Origin of the sequence: Polymorphospora rubra (assembly GCF_018324255.1) — a bacterium.
Taxonomy (GTDB): domain Bacteria; phylum Actinomycetota; class Actinomycetes; order Mycobacteriales; family Micromonosporaceae; genus Polymorphospora; species Polymorphospora rubra.
Map to the genome: position 1 here is coordinate 3,063,198 of NZ_AP023359.1, position 15,877 is coordinate 3,079,074.

A 15,877-nucleotide genomic window follows, 5' to 3' on the forward strand; every position below is an offset into this window, starting at 1 on the left:
TCACGGCGTACGGGCACAACCCTTCTCACGCTGCCAGGCCGCCACCTTGTCGGCCGGCGCCGAGTCCCGCTTCTTCCGCCACGCGTCGAGGTACGGCGCCGGCCACACCACGCCCCGGCGTACCCACCAGTCACCGGCGCCGGCGCACGGCGGCGAGATACCGAAGTGCAGGTGGCAGACGTTGTTGGCGTTGCCGGTACGGCCCACCGAGCCGACCCGCTGGCCGGCGCCCACCCGTACCCCGGCGTCGATCCCGGCGGACACCTCGACCAGGTGCGAACCGTAGTAGCGCACCCCGTCGTCACCGAGCAGCGACACGAACAGCCCGCCGTTCAGCGGACCGTCGGGCTTGCGCCGGTCGTACGTGTCGCTGCGGCTGATCTCCAGCACCACCCCGTCGGTCACCGCCACGACCGGGGTGCCGCAGTCGGCGAAGATGTCGGTCGCCGGGTACGCCGAATGGGTCGGGTGGTAGGCGACGTTGCTGCCGGCGACGGGGAAGAAGTACCGCCGGCCGCTGTTACCCGGAGGCGTCGGCCCGGTCGTGGCCGGGCCGGCGGAGGGCGCCGTACCGGTCGTCGGGGTCCCGGTCGGGGGTGTGGACGGGGTGCCGCCGTCGCTCGCGCGCCAGTTCGGTGCGCCGGCGCCCGTCGCGCCGGGCGGCGCACCGCACCCCGCGCCGAGCCCCGCCACGAGCAGGAACAACACCGGGTACGTCCACGGCCGGCCGGCCGTCGCCTTCCATGGTGCTCGATGTCGCCAAGACATCCGGCCATCCTGGCAGAGGCGCGCCCCGCCGGTCGCGCGCGACCCCGGGCCGGAGTGTGGCCAGCCGGGTACGCTGCGGCGGAAGGCGTAGCCGCGAGCGAAGGAGCGACGGTGACGGCGGAGCAGTCCCGGTCGGACGAGGACGCGACGGGCCGGCCGGCGGCGAGCGTCGCCCCGGATCCGGACCGCCCGGCCGGTGGCGTCGACGGTGTGGAGCCGCCGGTGAGCGCGGTGCCGGGAGATGTGGCGGGGCCGGGGCGCCCGGTGCCCGGCCCGCTGGTGGCCGACGCCGCTCCGGTCTCGCCCGCCGCCCCGGCGACGGCTCCGCCGACCGGACGACCCGTTTCGCCGGCGCGGGCGCCTTTTCCCGTACCGCCGGGTTTCACCCCGCCGGGGTTCACCACGGCTGCGAGCCGGCCGGAGTCCGGTCCGTCCGCGCCGCCCGGCGCCGTTCCCGGGCCCGTCCCGCGTGCCCCTGCCACCGGGCCCGTCCCGGCTGCCGTACCCGGGCCCGCTGCCGGTTTCGGCTGGGGCGGCCGGCCCGGCCCGGTTGCCGGGCCCGGTCACGCCGGGTCCACCGGTCCGGGTGCCCCGCCGTACCCGTCGTACCCACCCGGGTTCGGTGCCCGGCCCTTTTCCCCGGTCCCGCCCGGGGCCGGGGCACAGCCGTGGTCGCCGGTCCCGGGCGGGTTCGCGGCGCCGCCCGCCGGATGGCAGTCGCCCGGCGGGGGACGTATCCCGTCCGGGTTGTTCCCGTCGCGGGCACCGCGCCGGCCGACCTACCGGGAGCCGCACCAGGTCCGGCCCGGGCCGCTCGCGGCCGGCATCGGGGCCGGTGCCCTCTGGTTGGCGATGTTCGCCCTGCTCGCCGGTGACCTGCGCGGCCTCGGCTGGTGGACGACCATCGCCGGCGCGGTCGCCTGGCTGGTCGCGGCCGTGCTGGCCCGCCACGGCGACCGGGGAGTGGCCGCCGGACTGGCGGTCTCGGTGGCGGTCGGTTGGGGGATCACGACGACCCTTGTCGCACTGCGCTGGGCCGCGACGTCCAACTGGCCACTCTGGTGACGTAGCGCAGCTGAATGCACCCGGACCGTCAGCGATCGTGGGCGCTGTGTATCGACGCGTATGCGCAGCGCGACCGGCCTTGACTAGTCGCCGCGCAGTCGGCACGCTCGGCGGCATGGCCTGGACAGTGCAGCGGCTCGACCCCGACCGCAGCCGCCGCCGGTTGCAGCTCCTCGCCGAGCTCGCCGGTGCGAAAGCGGTACGCGAGCGCGAGCTTCCCCGTCAGGTTCGCGGAGATCGGCTGCGTGAGCTGATCGCCACCCGTCGGCGTCTCGCCGGCTGACCGGGATCCGCCGGCAAACTTCTGGTCCGTTCCGCTCCTTCTCTCGGAGCGTTGTCCGGTCACCCGCCGACCCGACCGGTTACCGTCACGCGTAACGAACTAGTCGGCGGTATCTGCGGCGGGCAGCCGCAAGGCAATTGGGGGGACCGTGGCGTACTTCGCTGCTGCCGTCACGCGTGGCTCGACCGGATGGGCCACCGCGGAACTCGACCTCGCCGGTGTGTCTGACATCGAGGAGGTCGCGGAACAGTTGCGCGACGTCGACCCGGACGCGGACGTCTCACTGCTCTTCGTCGAGGCGGACGACGCCTATCTCGCCATCCTGCGTCTCGACGCCGGCGAGGACCTGCGGATCTTCGGCTCGGACTCGGCCTTCGCCGAGGAGTCCCGGCTCGGCGCGCTGCTCGTCGGCGACCTCAAGACCCCCGCTCTGGAGTTCGACGAGGTGCTGACCGGAGCGGGCACCACCGCGTCCACCACCGGCTCCGACCAGCCGGCCGCTGATCCCGACGCAGACCCGGTCGGCGACGCCGACCTGCTCGCCGACCTGGGCGTACCGGCGCAGCGGATGCTGGTTCTCTGCGCGCACGAGGGCATGCTCCCCGCCGACGTGACGGCCGAGGTGTGCCAGGCGATCGGCTGCGGCGACGAGGTCGAGGAGCTACGCGAAGCGTGACCGACCCCGGCGGCCCGCCCCCGTGGTCCCTCGGCGGGCGGCGGGAGCGTCACGAGGCTTGGATGCGTCGCGCCCTGGCGGTCGCCGGCACCGGCCCGGATGCCGGTGCCGGCCGCGTCGTCGGTGGGGTGCCGGGGGACCGTGAGGGCGACGTGCCGGTCGGTGCGGTCGTCTACGGGCCGGACGGCACCGAACTCGCCGTCGGTCGTAACGAGCGGGAACTGACCGGTGACCCGACCGCGCACGCCGAGGTGCTCGCGTTGCGCCGGGCCGCCGCCCACCTCGGCGCCTGGCGGCTGGACGGCTGCACGCTGGTGGTGACACTGGAGCCGTGCACGATGTGTGCGGGTGCGTTGGTGCTGGCCCGGGTGTCCACAGTGGTCTTCGGCGCCTGGGAGCCGAAGACGGGTGCGGTCGGCTCGCTCTGGGACGTGGTCCGGGACCGCCGCCTCAACCACCGCCCGACGGTCTACGCCGGCGTCCTCGAACCGGAGTGCGCCACCCTCCTCCGCACCTTCTTCCGCTGACCCCCAAGATCCGCGTGATCAGGGACTAAATCGAGCGTGTCGCCGGCGCGCCGTGGCCGACGCTCCCTGATCACGCGGATCTTGGACCGGCTTTCAGCGCCTCCCGGACCGTCTGTACGACGTAGTTCGGCCGTTTTGTGTCGGACCAGGTGAACCGTAGAACGACGAAGCCCCTGGTGAGCAGAAGATTCTGCCGCCTGCGGTCGTGGAGCAGGGCGTCTGGCGTGCTGTGGGGTGCCCGGCCGTCGGCCTCGACCAGTACGCCCCGGCTCGGCCAGGCGAGATCGGCCAATGCCCGCACCACACCGAAGTCGTCGTACACCGGAAACTGGAGCTCTTCGGGCGGCACACCACCGTCGACGCAGATGAGCCGGATCCGCGACTCCAGCGGGGACTGCGCCCGTCCGTCGGCGTCACGGATCGAGCGGCGGGCGCGTACCGCACCGCGATTTCCGTAGATCAAGGTGCCCGCGATCTCCAGATCCCCGCTTGTCAGCGCCCCGGCCCCCAACGCCGCGTCGAGCATCGCCACCGCCTCCGGTCGCGGCAGCCGGAGCAGCAGGTCGGCGGCGGTACGGGCCGGCGTCGTGACCCGCATCCCGGCCACCGTCATCACGTCGGTGTCGGCGAGGACCAGTTGACGGGCGGTCAGCCCGACCTGGTCCAGTCGTCGCCTCTCGGCCGGCATCGACGCCTGCACCGTCGGATCGGGCGGTGCCACCGGCCACCGGTGGACGGTGGCGGCGCTGCTCAGCACGGCGACGGCCGGCGGTCCCAGCGCCAACAGCCCGGCCCGGACGCGTTGCCGGCCCGAGACGGTGCCTGGTGTGGTGAGGTGGACGCCGCGGAAGATGCCCTGCCACCGTTTCGTTCTGACCAGCCGGGCGACGTCCGAGTGGGTGAGCCCGGCTCGAAGACATTGACCCGAGGTGATCAGCCCCTCCTGTCCGGCGGCGATCAGCAGCGCGGTCTCGTAACCAGGTGTCATGCCGGCGAAGCATCACGGGTCCGCCGCCGTCCCGCCGTCCGGTGTGAACAGCCTGTGGATAACCGATCCACCTGTGGACAGCCCCTGCCATCAGGGCCGACCTGCTACAGCGCCCCCGCCACCCCCGCCCGCCGGCCGCAAGATCCGCGTGATCAGGGAGTTTGAGGCGTGGCACGCCGACGACACGCTCGACTTAGTCCCTGATCACGCGGATCTTGGGGGTGGGGGGAGGGAGACGGTTACGGTCAGGCCGCCTGCCGGGCGTGGGGCGGCCGCCACCGAGCCGTGGTGGGCGCGGGCCACCGCGCGGACGATCGACAGGCCCAGGCCGAAGCCGCGGGTGCCGGCGATCCGGTCGCGGTTCAGGCGGCGGAACGGTTGGAACAGGCTTTCCACCTCGTACCCGGGGACCGGCGGGCCGCTGTTCGACACGGTCAGGGTGGCCCGGCCGTCCACGACCGCCGTCTCGACCGACAGCCAGCCGTCCACCGGCACGTTGTGCCGTACGGCGTTCTCGACCAGGTTCTGGGTCAGCCGTTCGAGCAGCACCGGGTCACCGGCCGTGGGCGCCGCCGCCAGGTCCAGTTCGACGCGTACGCCGGCCGGCCCGGCGATCTGGTCGGCCACGTGCCGGGCCACCTCGGCAAGATCCACCGGCGTACGGTCGGTCACCTCGTTCTCCGAGTCGGCGAGCGTGAGCAGCCCGTCGATCAGCCGCTCGTGCCGCTCGTTGACGGTCAGCAGCGACTCGCCGAGCTGGCGTACCTCGGCCGGCGCCCCGGGCCGGGTCATCGCCAACTCGACCAGCGCCCGGTTCAGCGCCAGCGGCGTACGCAGCTCGTGCGACGCGTTCGCCACGAACCGCCGCTGCCCGTCGAAGGCGCGGTTCAGCCGTTCCAGCATGTCGTTGAAGGTGCCGGCAAGTTCGCGTACCTCGTCTTTCGGGCCGTCGAGCGCGATCCGCTCGTGCAGGCCCCGGCCGGCGCCGTCGGCCCCGGCGATCCGGCGGGCGGTGCCGGTGATCGCCTGGAGCGGCTGGAGCGCCCGGCCGGCGACCAGCCAGCCGATCGCGACCGCGGCCACCGACACCACGACCAGCGCCAGCCCGCCCTGGGTGAGCAGCGAGTCGAGGGCGCTGTCCCGGACACTGCGCTGGTAGTCGCCGACCATCGCGCCGATCGCCGCCGTGTCGAGGTCCGACGTGTCCCTGGAGCCGCCGATCCACAACGACAGCCGGTTCTGCTGCAGCCGGCCGGCGACCAGCGCGTAGTTGACGGCCAGCAGGACGCCGCCGGCCAGGAAGAACAGTCCGCCGAAGACCAGGGTCAGCCGGGCCCGGATGGTCAGCCGGTTCACCGGATCTGGTATCCGACGCCGGGCACCGTCTCGATCACCGGTGGATCGCCGAGCTTGCGGCGCAGCTTCATCACGGTGACCCGTACGACGTTGGTGAACGGGTCGATGTGCTCGTCCCACGCCCGGTCCAGCAACTCCTCGGCCGACACCACCGCGCCGTCGGCCCGCAGCAGTTCGGCGAGTACGGCGAACTCCTTACGGCTCAGCGCGACGTACCGGCCGTCGCGGTAGACCTCCCGGCGGGCCGGGTCGACCAGCACCCCGCGCCGGGACAGCCGCGGCGGGGCGGCCGGCCGGGTGCGTCTGGTCAGGGCGTGCACCCGGGCCGACAACTCCACCATCGCGAACGGCTTCGGCAGGTAGTCGTCGGCGCCGAGCGCCAGCCCGGCGACCCGTTCCCGGACGGCCGCCGCCGCGGTCAGCATCAGCACCCGGCTCTGCCCGCCCGAGTCGACGATCGAACGGCACACGTCGTCGCCGTGCACCACCGGCAGGTCCCGGTCGAGCACCACCACGTCGTACGCGTGCACGGCGAGCCGCTCCAGCGCGGCCGCGCCGTCGTACGCCACGTCGACGGCGAACGCCTCCCGCCGCAACCATTCCGCGATCGCGTCCGCGAGCACGTTCTCGTCCTCGACCACCAGCACCCTCATCCGACCATCCTGTCCGTGCCCGGCACCACGCCACCGTCGCCTGCCGGCCATAACGCCGTCGTTAACGTCCGCGGTTACGCCCCGGATACCGCCCCTGCCGTCAGATGTTGCCGATGGCCGGCAACCGCCGGCGTCTGACGTACACGGCCGGGCGGCGCGCCGGCACCGGCCGCCGGAACGGGGAGAACAGACATGCGGCGGAGGTTCACCGGCGGGCTCGTGCTGACGGCGCTCGCCCTGACCCTGACCGGCTGCGGCGGCGGCACCACCGACGACAACGGACAGGTGGCGACCGCGGACCGCGGCGGGTCGAGCGCGCCGGGCGGCCGGTCGGATTCCCCGGCACCGACCGCCACCGTCAGCGACGAGGACCGCGAGATCGCGTTCGCCCGCTGCATGCGCGAGAACGGCGTCGACGTTCCCGATCCCCAACCGGACGGCGGCCCGATCACGCTGTCGTTCGGCGACGGCCTCGAACCCGGCAAGGTCGAGGCGGCGATGGCGAAGTGCGAGCCGCTGCTGCCCGACGGCGGCGAGATCCCCGACGCCGACCCGGCCGAACTCGACCGGCTACGGCAGTTCGCCCGCTGCATGCGCGCCGAGGGGATCGCCGACTTTCCCGACCCGGCCCCGGACGGCTCGATCCGCGGCGGCCCCGGCATCAGCCTGAACGAGCCGAAGGTCCGGGCCGCCGCCGAGAAATGCCAGCGGCACGCCCCCGGCATCCTCGGCGGCGACCGGTGAACCGCCGGGCCGCCGGGCTGGCGGCAGCCGCCGTCGTGGTCGCGGTCGCCGGCGGGATCGCCGCCGTCGCCGCTCGCGGCGGACCGGACCCGGGTACGCCGGACCGGGCCGGCCTGCCACCGGCCACCGCGACCATCACCCGGCAGACCCTCGTCGACACCGAGAACGCCGACGGAGAACTCGGCCACGGCCCCGCCCGGACCGTCAACGGCCGGCTCACCGGCACCCTGACCGCACTCGCCGAGGTCGGCGGGACGGTCCGGCGCGGGCAGGTCCTCTACCGGGTCGACGACGTACCGGTGGTGCTGTTGCACGGCCCGTTGCCGGCCTACCGGACGCTCGCCCCGGGCGTCGAAGGTGCCGACGTACGGCAGTTCGAGCGGAACCTGCGGGCGCTCGGCCACACCGGGTTCACCGCCGACGACCACTACACCGGGGCGACCGCGGACGCGGTCCGCCGCTGGCAGCGCGACCTCGGTGTCGAGCCGACCGGCCAGGTCGAGCCGGGGCATCTCGTGCACGCCAGCGGCGACGCCCGGATCGAGGCACACCGGGCCGCCGTCGGGGACGCCGCACAACCCGGCCAGCCGGTGCTCACCGTCACCGGAACCGTACGACTCGTCACCGTCACCCTCCCCGCCGCCGCCGGCCGGCTGGCCGTCGAGGGCGCCGCCGTCACCGTCACCCTGCCCGCCGGCCGGACCACCACCGGCAGGATCACAGCGGTACGCACCGTCGTCGCACCGGCCACCGACGCCACCCCGAGCGAGAACCGCATCGAGGTGACCGTCACCGGCGACGACCCGGACGCCCTCGCCCGCCCCGACCACGCCACCGTGACCGTGGCGTTCACCGCCTCCCGGCGCGACGACGTACTGACCGTCCCGGTCGCCGCACTGCTGGCCCTCGCCGAGGGCGGATACGGCCTCGAACTCGTCGACGGTCCGACCACCCGCGTCGTCGCCGTCGAAACCGGGCTGTTCGCGGCCGGCCGGGTCGAGGTGACCGGCGCCGACCTCGCCGAGGGCCAGCGGGTGGGGATGCCGAGATGACCGCACCCGCACCCGGCGGCGTACCGGTGGTCCGGCTCACCGCGGTCACGAAGACGTACCCGGGCGGGGTCACCGCCCTCGACAGCGTCTCGCTGCGCATCGAACCCGGCGAACTCGTCGCCGTCGCAGGCCCCTCCGGCTCCGGAAAGTCGACCATGCTGAACCTGATCGGCACCCTCGACCGGCCGTCGACCGGCACCGTCCACATCGACGGGTACGACGTCGCCCGCCTCGCCGACCGGAAACTCTCCGCCCTGCGGGCCACCCGGATCGGCTTCGTCTTCCAACAGTTCCACCTGGCCGCCGGCGTACCCGCGGTCGACAACGTCGCCGCCGGGCTGCTCTACGCCGGCGTACGGCGCCGGGACCGGCGGGCCCGTGCCGCCGCCGCGCTGCGCCGGGTCGGTCTCGCCCACCGGCTGGACCACCGGCCGCACCAACTCTCCGGCGGCGAACGCCAGCGGGTCGCGATCGCCCGCGCCATCGTCGGCGAACCGCCGCTGCTGCTCGCCGACGAACCGACCGGCAACCTCGACTCGGCCGCCGGGGCCGGGATCCTGGCACTGCTGAACAGCCTGCACCACGCCGGTACGACCATCGTCGTGATCACCCACGACCAGGAGATCGCGGCCAGCCTGCCCCGCCGCGTCTACATGCGCGACGGCCGGATCGTCTCCGACGTCGCCCGGCCGCCGGTGCCGCACCGGTGAGCGGGCTCGTGCCGGCCCGGCTGCGCCCGGCCGACGTCGTACGGGTCGGTGGTGCCGGGCTGCGGACCCGACCGCTGCGCGTCTTCCTCTCCGCGCTCGGAATCGCCATCGGCATCGGCGCCATGGTCGCCGTCGTCGGCATCTCGTCGTCGTCGCGGGCCGAACTCGACCGGACCCTCGCCGCGCTCGGCACCAACCTGCTCACCGTCGCCCCCGGCAACACGATCCTCGGCGACGAGGCGCGGCTGCCGGTCGACTCGGTCGCGATGATCGGCCGGATCGGGCCGGTACGCCAGGTCGCCGCCACCGGGCAGATCCCCGCGACGGCGGTCTACCGGTCGGACCGGATCCCGGCCGCCGAAACCGGCGGGATCGCCGCCCGCGCCGCCGACCTGGCCCTGCTCGACACCGTCGGCGGACATGTCATCAGCGGCACCTGGCTGAACGCGGCGACCGCGAACTATCCCGCCGTGGTGCTCGGCACGACCGCCGCCGCCCGGCTCGGCATCGGCGCCGCCGGCCCGGACCGGCAGGTGCTCGTCGGTGGCCGCTGGTTCACCGTGGTCGGGATCCTGTCCACCGTGCCGCTCGCGCCCGAACTCGACGCCAGCGTCCTCGTCGGATGGCCGGCCGCCGCCACGTACCTCGGCTTCGACGGCCACCCGACGACCGTCTACACCCGCACGGTGGACAGCCAGGTCGAGGCGGTACGCGACGTGCTCGCCGCCACCGCCAACCCGCAGGCCCCGAACGAGGTACGCGTCTCCCGCCCGTCCGACGCGCTCGCCGCCCGGCAGGCGACCGACGCCGCGTTCACCGGGCTGCTGCTCGGCCTCGGCGCGGTGGCCCTGCTGGTCGGCGGTGTCGGGGTCGCCAACACGATGGTCATCTCGGTCCTCGAACGGCGGGCCGAGATCGGACTCCGGCGCGCCCTCGGAGCTACCCGCGGCCAGGTACGCACCCAGTTCCTCGCCGAGTCGCTGCTGCTGTCGGCCCTCGGCGGGGCCGGCGGCGTACTCCTGGGGTTGGCCGTGACCGCCGGCTATGCCTGGTGGCAGTCCTGGCCGCTGGCGATCCCGCCGTGGGCGCTGGCTGGCGGTGCGGCCGCCCCGCTGCTGATCGGCACCCTGGCCGGCCTCTACCCAGCTCTTCGCGCCGCCACCCTCCCCCCAACACTCGCCCTCTCCACCCTGGCTTGATCCCCGCGCCCGCTCTCGCTTGATCCGCGTGATCAGGGATTAAGTCGCGCGTGTCGTCGGCGCGTTGGGGTTCCAGGTCCCTGATCACGCGGATCTTGTGTGTGGGGGCGCGGCGGCTGGCGCCCGGGTGACGGGTGGGTGCGGGTCAGGCGGTGATGGTGTCCAGGGCGATCTCGACCATCTGGCCGAAGGTCTGCTCACGCTCCTGGGCCGTCGTCTTCTCGCCCCGCTTGATGTGGTCGCTCACCGTCAACAGGGTCAGCGCCTTCGCCCGGAACCGCGCCGCGATCGTGTAGAGCGCCGCCGACTCCATCTCCACCGCCAGCACGCCGTAGTCGGCGAGCCGGTCGAAGAGGTCCGGCCGGTCGGTGTAGAAGGCGTCCGCCGCCAGCACCGGCCCGACCGTCATCTCGATGCCGCGCCGCTCGGCCACCTCCACCGACGTACGCAGCAGACCGAAGTCGGCCACCGGCGCGTAGTCGATCAGGCCGTCGAACCGTACCCGGTTCATGTTCGAGTCGGTCGCCGAACCGTTGGCCGCGATGACGTCCCGCAGGTTCAGCTCGTCGACGATCGCCCCACACGAGCCGACCCGGATCAGCGACTTCACGCCGTACTCGTTGATCAGCTCGTGGGCGTAGATCGACGCCGACGGCATGCCCATGCCGGAGCCCTGCACCGAAACCTCGGTGCCCTGCCAGCGGCCGGTGAAGCCGAACATCCCCCGCACCGTCGAGTAGCACTTGGCATCCTCGAGGTACGTCTCCGCGATCCACTTCGCCCGCAGCGGGTCGCCCGGCATCAGGACCCGCTCGGCGATCTCGCCCGGCTGTGCGCCGATGTGCGTACTCATGGCCATGATCCTGCCAGGTCGGTGGTGGGGATACCGCCACGACAGGTCCCGGGGGCGTCAGGTAGCCTTCTCGGCGGTGGCGTGTCCGAGTGGCCTAAGGAGCACGCCTCGAAAGCGTGTGAGGGTTTACGCCCTCCGCGGGTTCAAATCCCGCCGCCACCGCTTCTGAACAGGCAAAACGCCCGGCAAGTCCACGAGGACGAACCGGGCGTTTCGCCGTTTCAAGATCGCTAGTCTCAGTTGTAGTCTCAGTTCGTCTCAGTTCAGGTCCGGGCGGGTACCCCGGCCGTCCCGTCGCCGTCGTTGTCGTCCGCCGACCAGAGCAGCCCACCGACCCGCTTTGCGATGTCACGGCGGACCTGCGCGGTGATGTGCTGGTAACGCAGCGCCATCGACCCGTTCGACCACCCCATGATGCCGATCACTGCCCGTTCGGGTACGCCGAGCAGCAGCAGGACGGTTGCTGCGGTGTGCCGGGCATCGTGTAGCCGCCCGTCACGTAGACCGGCGTGGACGAGTAGCCGCTTCCACTCCGTGTAGTCGGTGCGCGGGTTCACCGGGTCGCCGGTCGGCGTGGCGAACAGCCAGTCACCCTCGCGCCAGAGTTGGGCCGCGGTCTCCCGTTCCACGGCCTGTTCCTCGCGATGCTTGTGCAGCAGCGAGACCAGCTCGTCGGGCAGGCCGATCGTTCGGCGACCGGCACGCGACTTTGTGTCGGTGGTGTCCTTTCGCAACGCGACCCGCTCAGGGCAGTGGCCACCGTGCTTCTTGCCGCACGGGGTAGCGCAACCGTGGCGCCATCGTGGCCGTTGTCGGCCGCGGCGAACGGTCAGCGTGCCCGCCATCAGGTCGACATCGGACCACTTGAGCCCCAGGGCTTCGCTCTGCCGGAGTCCGAGCGACAGGGCCACCGCCCATCGCGCGCTGTTCCGCCGGGTGGCTGCCGCTTCAAGCAGGCGCTTTACCTCCCCGACCGAATACGGCTCGACTTCGTCGTCGCTGAGTCGGGGCGCCTTGGCCAGGGCTGCCGGGTTCTTGATGAGGTGCCCCCGGCGCACCGCCTCGTTGAGGGCGGCCCGGATCGTGCGGTGCGCCTGGTGCGCGGTAGCGGGAGCGCTGCCGGTGCGGATCATTCGCGCGTACAGCTTCTCCAGGTGCTCAGGCTCCAACCGGTCGAGCCGGTGCCCACCAACACCCGGAATTAGGTGCCGGTTGACGGCCACCCGGTAGCCGGCGATGGTGTTGTCCCTGACGACGGGGGCGGCGATGTTCTCGACCCAGTGAGTCAGCCACTTCTCGACGGTCCACCGCTGGCCCGGCTTGCGTACCGTGCCGCTGTCCCGGTTTCGCTCCAGCTCACGAACCTTCCTGATGACCTCCCGTTCGGTCGTTGCCTGCACGTGCCGGCGGTCCGGCCGGCCATCGTCCCTCACACCTACGGTCACGCGGCCGTGCCAGTAGCCGTCCGATCCTTTGTAGATGCTGGATGCGCCGTCGGGCTTGCGTCCCAAAGCTGGTGGTTCCTTTCAGGCGGCGGACTTGAGCTGGTTGGGGGCGTCGAGCAGGTTGTCGATGTATTCGATGAGGCAGCGGGCGGGGACTCGGCGGAGGCGGCCGATGGTGACGGAGCGGATTTCGCCGCTCATGACGAGGGCGTACATGGTGGTGCGGCCGATGCCGAGGCGGTGTGCGGCTTCTTCGATGGTCAGGACGACGCGGGTTTCGTCGGTGGTCACTCTGGCCTCCACGGTTGGGGTGTGCTGTGCGGCGGTGTGCAGGGTGCTCATTGCGTCCGTGTGCGCCTTTCGCTTGCGAGTGGCCTGGTGTGCTGGGTGCGGGAAGCGGGTCGGGAGAGTTGCTGTGGATGGCCCGCTGAGAGCGCCGTAGAGCCAAGATTTCGGGCATGCCGGGGTACGGCTATGCGTCGATGTCTCTCCGGGGCTCTCAGCGGGCCGGTTACTCGGCTGCTGGTCGAGGTGTGCCGGTAGGAGCGGGGGAAGCCGTACCAGCCGTACCAGTCGTATCAGTGCAGGTCAGAGGCGGTACGGCTTGTTTCGTGGTACGGCTCAAGCCGTACCGGTTGCGTCGGCGTCCGGCGGCGGGGGCATCTCTTCAAGGGCCGTTTGGTACGGCTCAAGCCGTACCGGGCGGAGGTGCCGTACCGGGGTTGAGCTGGGTTGATACGGCTGGTACGGCTGGTACGGCTCGGGGGTGGTCGAGGGTTCGGGTTCGGGGCAGTAGCGCTGCCAGGCGTCGAGGAAGTCGGCGCGGCGGTAGCCCTTGGCCTGCCCGGTCGGGGCGGGGAAGCGGATCGTGTCGGATCGGATGTCGTATTCGCGCAGCAGTGCGCCGAGCTTCATCGGGGTCAGGCCGGTGGCGCTGTATTCGGCCCAGGGTGCTTCGGGGTCGGCCTTGAGTCGGTCGAGCAGGGCGGCGGTCGGGATCGCGTCGTACTGCCCGAACGCGGTCCGGCAGTCGGACAGCAGCCGGATGCGGTCCGAAGACACGGTGTTGCCGTCGCGTTCAGCGGTGAGGGCTTCGGCAGCGTGCCGGCCGCGGTCGGGCCAGTCGCCTCCGGCGAGGTCGGCTACCGCGATCAGCGGTTCCCAGGTGTCGGCGGCGCGGTCTTCCAGCGGCATGACCGGTTCGGCCCGCTCCAGCTCGGCGAGGTGGGTGTTGAGCCATTCGGCGAGGTCGTTGGCGAGCTGCCGCAGGGCGGGACCGTCGCGGCGGTGCCGGTACGGGGCGACGTTCTCGCCCGGCGCGCGGCGGCGCATGCGGACGACGACGGCCCGGTCTTCGATGGTGTCTGGCATGGCGCCGATGCCGGCGAGCGCGGCCATGGCGAACGTCGGGATCTTCTCCAGCCGTTGGGTGCCGGCGTCCCAGCGGATCGCGGGCCGGTTGCGCTGGTGGCCGGCGTTGAGCAGGCCACGCAGGTCTTCGTTCGCTTCGGCCTTGCCGCCAAAGATGGTGTCCGCCTCATCGACCAGCAGGGTCGGCGGGACGTCGCAGCCGATGGCGCGGTAGACGGCGGCGGGGCTGGCGTTGACGGTGATGAGCGGGTTGTGGCAGCAGCCTTCCACGATGTCGAGTAGCCGAGACTTGCCGCACCGCTTCTCGGGTGCCCGGATGACCAGCCGGGGTGCGTGTGCCCACGCAGGCTGAACGTGGGTGGCGGCGATCCACAGGGCTACGGCGTCGACCGCCTCGGGCGACGGGAGGATGACGTAGCGGGTCAGGGTGGCGTGTAGGCGATCGAGGATCGCGGTTCCCTCGATGGCCCGGTGTGGGGTGTTCATGCGGCGGTCCCTTCGGTGGCGACGTGTTCGGCGGTGAATCCGCCTCGGATCGCGGCCCGGATGTCCCGGTCGGTCTGGCCGGCGGCGCGGCCGGCGTGGGTGAGGGCGTGGTGTGCGTCGGTGTGGCTGATCAGTCCGGCGGCGACGAGGCGGGCGACTCCGCGGGCGGCGCCGTAGAGGGTGGTGCGGCGGCGGCCCTCGGGTGCGCGGGCAACCGCGGACAGGTGCGCGTTGAGTAGCGCGGCCGGTGAAGAGATGCCCCCGCCCCCGGCGGCCGTGATCGGCGGGACCGGGTGCATCGGCGTCGGCACCGGGGCGGGTCGGCAGGCGGCGAGCAGCGGCGGGGGCATCTCGACTACGGGCCGGTTGCCTGCCTGCCGGTACGGCCTGCCGGTTGCGGGGTGGATCGAGGGCGGGGCGACGACGTATCCGCCGTCGGTCTTGATGTCGATGCCGTCGTGTCCGGCGAGCTTGCCGGCCAGTGGTTGGCGGGGGTGGCGGTAGTAGAGGTGCCATCCGTTGCTGCCGGTGCGGACGCAGTAGGTCGGCGGCATCAGGTCGGGCAGCAGGGCGCCGCCATTGCGGGGGTCGATGTCGACCACGGCCAGCCCGGACACAGTTCCGGTGCGGATGGCGAGCAACCCGCCCGGCGTCACGCCGAGGATTTCCCGGATGCGCTGAGGGTCGGTGGTCGCGGCGTAAAAGCCGTGGCAGGTCAGGTGACCGCAGGTGTCCGGCTGGTGGTCGGTGCCGGCGGTGCGGCACGGGTCGCAGTTGGCGACCGGTCGTTTCGACCGGCCGAGCATGAATACCGGCCACCCCTGTTCGGCGTAGGCCAGGGCGGCGGCGAGCAGGTTGCGCATGAGGTTTCTCCGTTCCGGGTGGTCGGGAGCTAGGCGGGGCGGGACAGGTCGAACAGCCCGGCCGTAGGCCTGTCCGATCGGCTTGTCCGGGGTCGCAGCGGCACGACCGGTGCCAGCCCGGCCGGGCCGTCGAACGGCTGGGCGGAGGCGGTTGAGGCGGCGGCCCGCAGCGCGGCGACCACCTCGGCCGGCGTCCGGCGAGGGGCATGCGACCAGGGGATGACCGGGGCGCGCACGCCGGCCGCGCCGTAGTTGCTGAGGTGGTGGTTGAGGTGGTCGAGGCTGGCCGCGTATGCCTCGGTGGTGCCGTCCGGGGTGGTGGTGAGGTACCACTTCGGTCGGCCGGCTAGCGCGCACCGGAGTGCGCCGAGGATCGACGCGGGGTACATGCCGCTGCGGTGTACCGGGCAGTCGCGTTGGCAGCCGTCGTGTGCGTCGTACAGGCGGTGGTCGCGGGTCCAGCCGTACCGGCCGATGTAGGCGGCGGCGTACCGGAGCACGTCGGGGATCGTGGTCGGCCGGACCCTCATGCCGACCGCCGAATGTCCGACCGGGGCCGACCGGCGAGCGCGGCCCGGGTGACCAGGGTTCGCAGGTCGCCGAGCAGCGTGCCCAACTGCCGGCGGGCGGTCGGCTCGACCGGGGCGAGGGCAATCCTGAGTCGGACGTCGGCGTACTCGCTACCGCCGTCGACCTGTACGCGGGTGAGTACGGCTCGGCCGTGGCCGGGCAGGTCGACGACGATTTCCTCGGCCCGGTGTTCGGCGAGGTTGCAGCGGTGGTCGCGGGCGCACCAGTCGGTGTGCGGCCGACCGCGTCGGCGGGTCATCGGGTGCCG

At 72.7% G+C, this 15,877-nt stretch carries 19 protein-coding genes and 1 tRNA gene; 9 read left to right on the top strand and 11 right to left on the bottom strand.

Going from position 1 to position 15,877, the window contains the following annotated elements:
• A complete protein-coding gene (locus Prubr_RS14025) occupies window positions 1-768 on the bottom strand; it encodes a M23 family metallopeptidase (RefSeq protein WP_212825582.1) in 768 nt (255 codons plus the stop codon).
• Window positions 769-879: 111 nt separating this feature from the next.
• Here Prubr_RS14025 and Prubr_RS38215 point away from each other — a divergent pair, with 111 nt between their 5' ends.
• The 4 genes from Prubr_RS38215 to Prubr_RS14045 all read left to right on the top strand — a co-directional run bounded on the left by Prubr_RS38215 (window position 880) and on the right by Prubr_RS14045 (window position 3,319).
• Complete coding sequence (locus Prubr_RS38215; RefSeq protein WP_425518013.1) at window positions 880-1,833, top strand: hypothetical protein; 954 nt, start codon at window positions 880-882, stop codon at window positions 1,831-1,833.
• A 115-nt stretch (window positions 1,834-1,948) separates the two neighbouring features.
• Window positions 1,949-2,116 carry a hypothetical protein gene (locus Prubr_RS14035; protein ID WP_212825584.1) on the top strand — a complete coding sequence of 56 codons (168 nt, stop codon included), beginning with the start codon at window positions 1,949-1,951 and terminating at the stop codon, window positions 2,114-2,116.
• A gap of 148 nt (window positions 2,117-2,264) precedes the next feature.
• The gene (locus Prubr_RS14040) at window positions 2,265-2,792 is read left to right on the top strand and encodes a tRNA adenosine deaminase-associated protein (protein ID WP_212825586.1); all 528 of its coding nucleotides are present in this window, start codon (window positions 2,265-2,267) and stop codon (window positions 2,790-2,792) included.
• Window positions 2,793-2,854: 62 nt separating this feature from the next.
• Window positions 2,855-3,319 (top strand): nucleoside deaminase, encoded by a 465-nt coding sequence (locus tag Prubr_RS14045; protein WP_212825589.1) that lies wholly within the window; start codon window positions 2,855-2,857, stop codon window positions 3,317-3,319.
• Between the two features lie 70 nt (window positions 3,320-3,389).
• On the opposite strand, the gene Prubr_RS14050 is transcribed toward Prubr_RS14045, so the two are convergent.
• From Prubr_RS14050 to Prubr_RS14060, 3 genes are all read right to left on the bottom strand, one after another.
• Window positions 3,390-4,307 (bottom strand): PDDEXK family nuclease, encoded by a 918-nt coding sequence (locus Prubr_RS14050; RefSeq protein WP_212825591.1) that lies wholly within the window; start codon window positions 4,305-4,307, stop codon window positions 3,390-3,392.
• Between the two features lie 204 nt (window positions 4,308-4,511).
• On the bottom strand, window positions 4,512-5,663 hold the full coding sequence (locus Prubr_RS14055; protein ID WP_246568674.1) for a sensor histidine kinase: 1,152 nt from the start codon (window positions 5,661-5,663) through the stop codon (window positions 4,512-4,514).
• Entirely contained in the window at window positions 5,660-6,316 is a 657-nt protein-coding gene (locus Prubr_RS14060; RefSeq protein ID WP_212825593.1) for a response regulator transcription factor, read from the bottom strand. Before Prubr_RS14060 ends, Prubr_RS14055 begins: the two co-directional genes overlap by 4 nt.
• A gap of 192 nt (window positions 6,317-6,508) precedes the next feature.
• Here Prubr_RS14060 and Prubr_RS14065 point away from each other — a divergent pair, with 192 nt between their 5' ends.
• Genes Prubr_RS14065 through Prubr_RS14080 form a run of 4 tightly spaced genes read left to right on the top strand, consistent with a single transcriptional unit; the run spans window position 6,509 to window position 10,021 of the window.
• On the top strand, window positions 6,509-7,060 hold the full coding sequence (locus Prubr_RS14065; RefSeq protein WP_212825595.1) for a hypothetical protein: 552 nt from the start codon (window positions 6,509-6,511) through the stop codon (window positions 7,058-7,060).
• Window positions 7,057-8,112 (top strand): efflux RND transporter periplasmic adaptor subunit, encoded by a 1,056-nt coding sequence (locus Prubr_RS14070; protein WP_246568676.1) that lies wholly within the window; start codon window positions 7,057-7,059, stop codon window positions 8,110-8,112. The genes Prubr_RS14065 and Prubr_RS14070 overlap by 4 nt, the downstream gene beginning before the upstream one ends.
• Window positions 8,113-8,138: 26 nt before the next feature.
• Window positions 8,139-8,822: an ABC transporter ATP-binding protein gene (locus Prubr_RS14075; protein WP_212828011.1), complete on the top strand. Its 684-nt coding sequence runs from the start codon at window positions 8,139-8,141 to the stop codon at window positions 8,820-8,822.
• A complete protein-coding gene (locus tag Prubr_RS14080) occupies window positions 8,819-10,021 on the top strand; it encodes an ABC transporter permease (protein WP_212825599.1) in 1,203 nt (400 codons plus the stop codon). Before Prubr_RS14075 ends, Prubr_RS14080 begins: the two co-directional genes overlap by 4 nt.
• 145 nt (window positions 10,022-10,166) lie before the next feature.
• Here the strand turns inward: Prubr_RS14080 and deoD are convergent, their stop codons facing one another.
• Window positions 10,167-10,874, bottom strand: coding sequence for a purine-nucleoside phosphorylase (gene deoD / locus Prubr_RS14085; RefSeq protein ID WP_212825601.1), 708 nt, complete (start codon window positions 10,872-10,874; stop codon window positions 10,167-10,169).
• A 75-nt stretch (window positions 10,875-10,949) separates the two neighbouring features.
• Between deoD and Prubr_RS14090 the strand changes: the two genes are divergently transcribed.
• Window positions 10,950-11,036: transfer RNA gene (locus Prubr_RS14090), tRNA-Ser, on the top strand.
• Between the two features lie 101 nt (window positions 11,037-11,137).
• Here the strand turns inward: Prubr_RS14090 and Prubr_RS14095 are convergent.
• The 6 genes from Prubr_RS14095 to Prubr_RS14120 form a co-directional block, all read right to left on the bottom strand.
• Entirely contained in the window at window positions 11,138-12,385 is a 1,248-nt protein-coding gene (locus tag Prubr_RS14095) for a tyrosine-type recombinase/integrase (RefSeq protein ID WP_212825603.1), read from the bottom strand.
• A gap of 15 nt (window positions 12,386-12,400) precedes the next feature.
• Entirely contained in the window at window positions 12,401-12,661 is a 261-nt protein-coding gene (locus Prubr_RS14100) for a helix-turn-helix domain-containing protein (protein ID WP_425518014.1), read from the bottom strand.
• Window positions 12,662-12,940: 279 nt separating this feature from the next.
• Window positions 12,941-14,176, bottom strand: coding sequence for a DUF3631 domain-containing protein (locus Prubr_RS14105; RefSeq protein ID WP_212825605.1), 1,236 nt, complete (start codon window positions 14,174-14,176; stop codon window positions 12,941-12,943).
• Window positions 14,173-15,039 carry a bifunctional DNA primase/polymerase gene (locus Prubr_RS14110; RefSeq protein WP_212825607.1) on the bottom strand — a complete coding sequence of 289 codons (867 nt, stop codon included), beginning with the start codon at window positions 15,037-15,039 and terminating at the stop codon, window positions 14,173-14,175. The genes Prubr_RS14105 and Prubr_RS14110 overlap by 4 nt, the downstream gene beginning before the upstream one ends.
• Window positions 15,040-15,068: 29 nt before the next feature.
• Window positions 15,069-15,569 (bottom strand): DUF6197 family protein, encoded by a 501-nt coding sequence (locus tag Prubr_RS14115; RefSeq protein WP_212825609.1) that lies wholly within the window; start codon window positions 15,567-15,569, stop codon window positions 15,069-15,071.
• A complete protein-coding gene (locus Prubr_RS14120) occupies window positions 15,566-15,868 on the bottom strand; it encodes a hypothetical protein (RefSeq protein WP_212825611.1) in 303 nt (100 codons plus the stop codon). The genes Prubr_RS14115 and Prubr_RS14120 overlap by 4 nt, the downstream gene beginning before the upstream one ends.
• Between the last annotated feature and the right edge of the window lie 9 nt (window positions 15,869-15,877).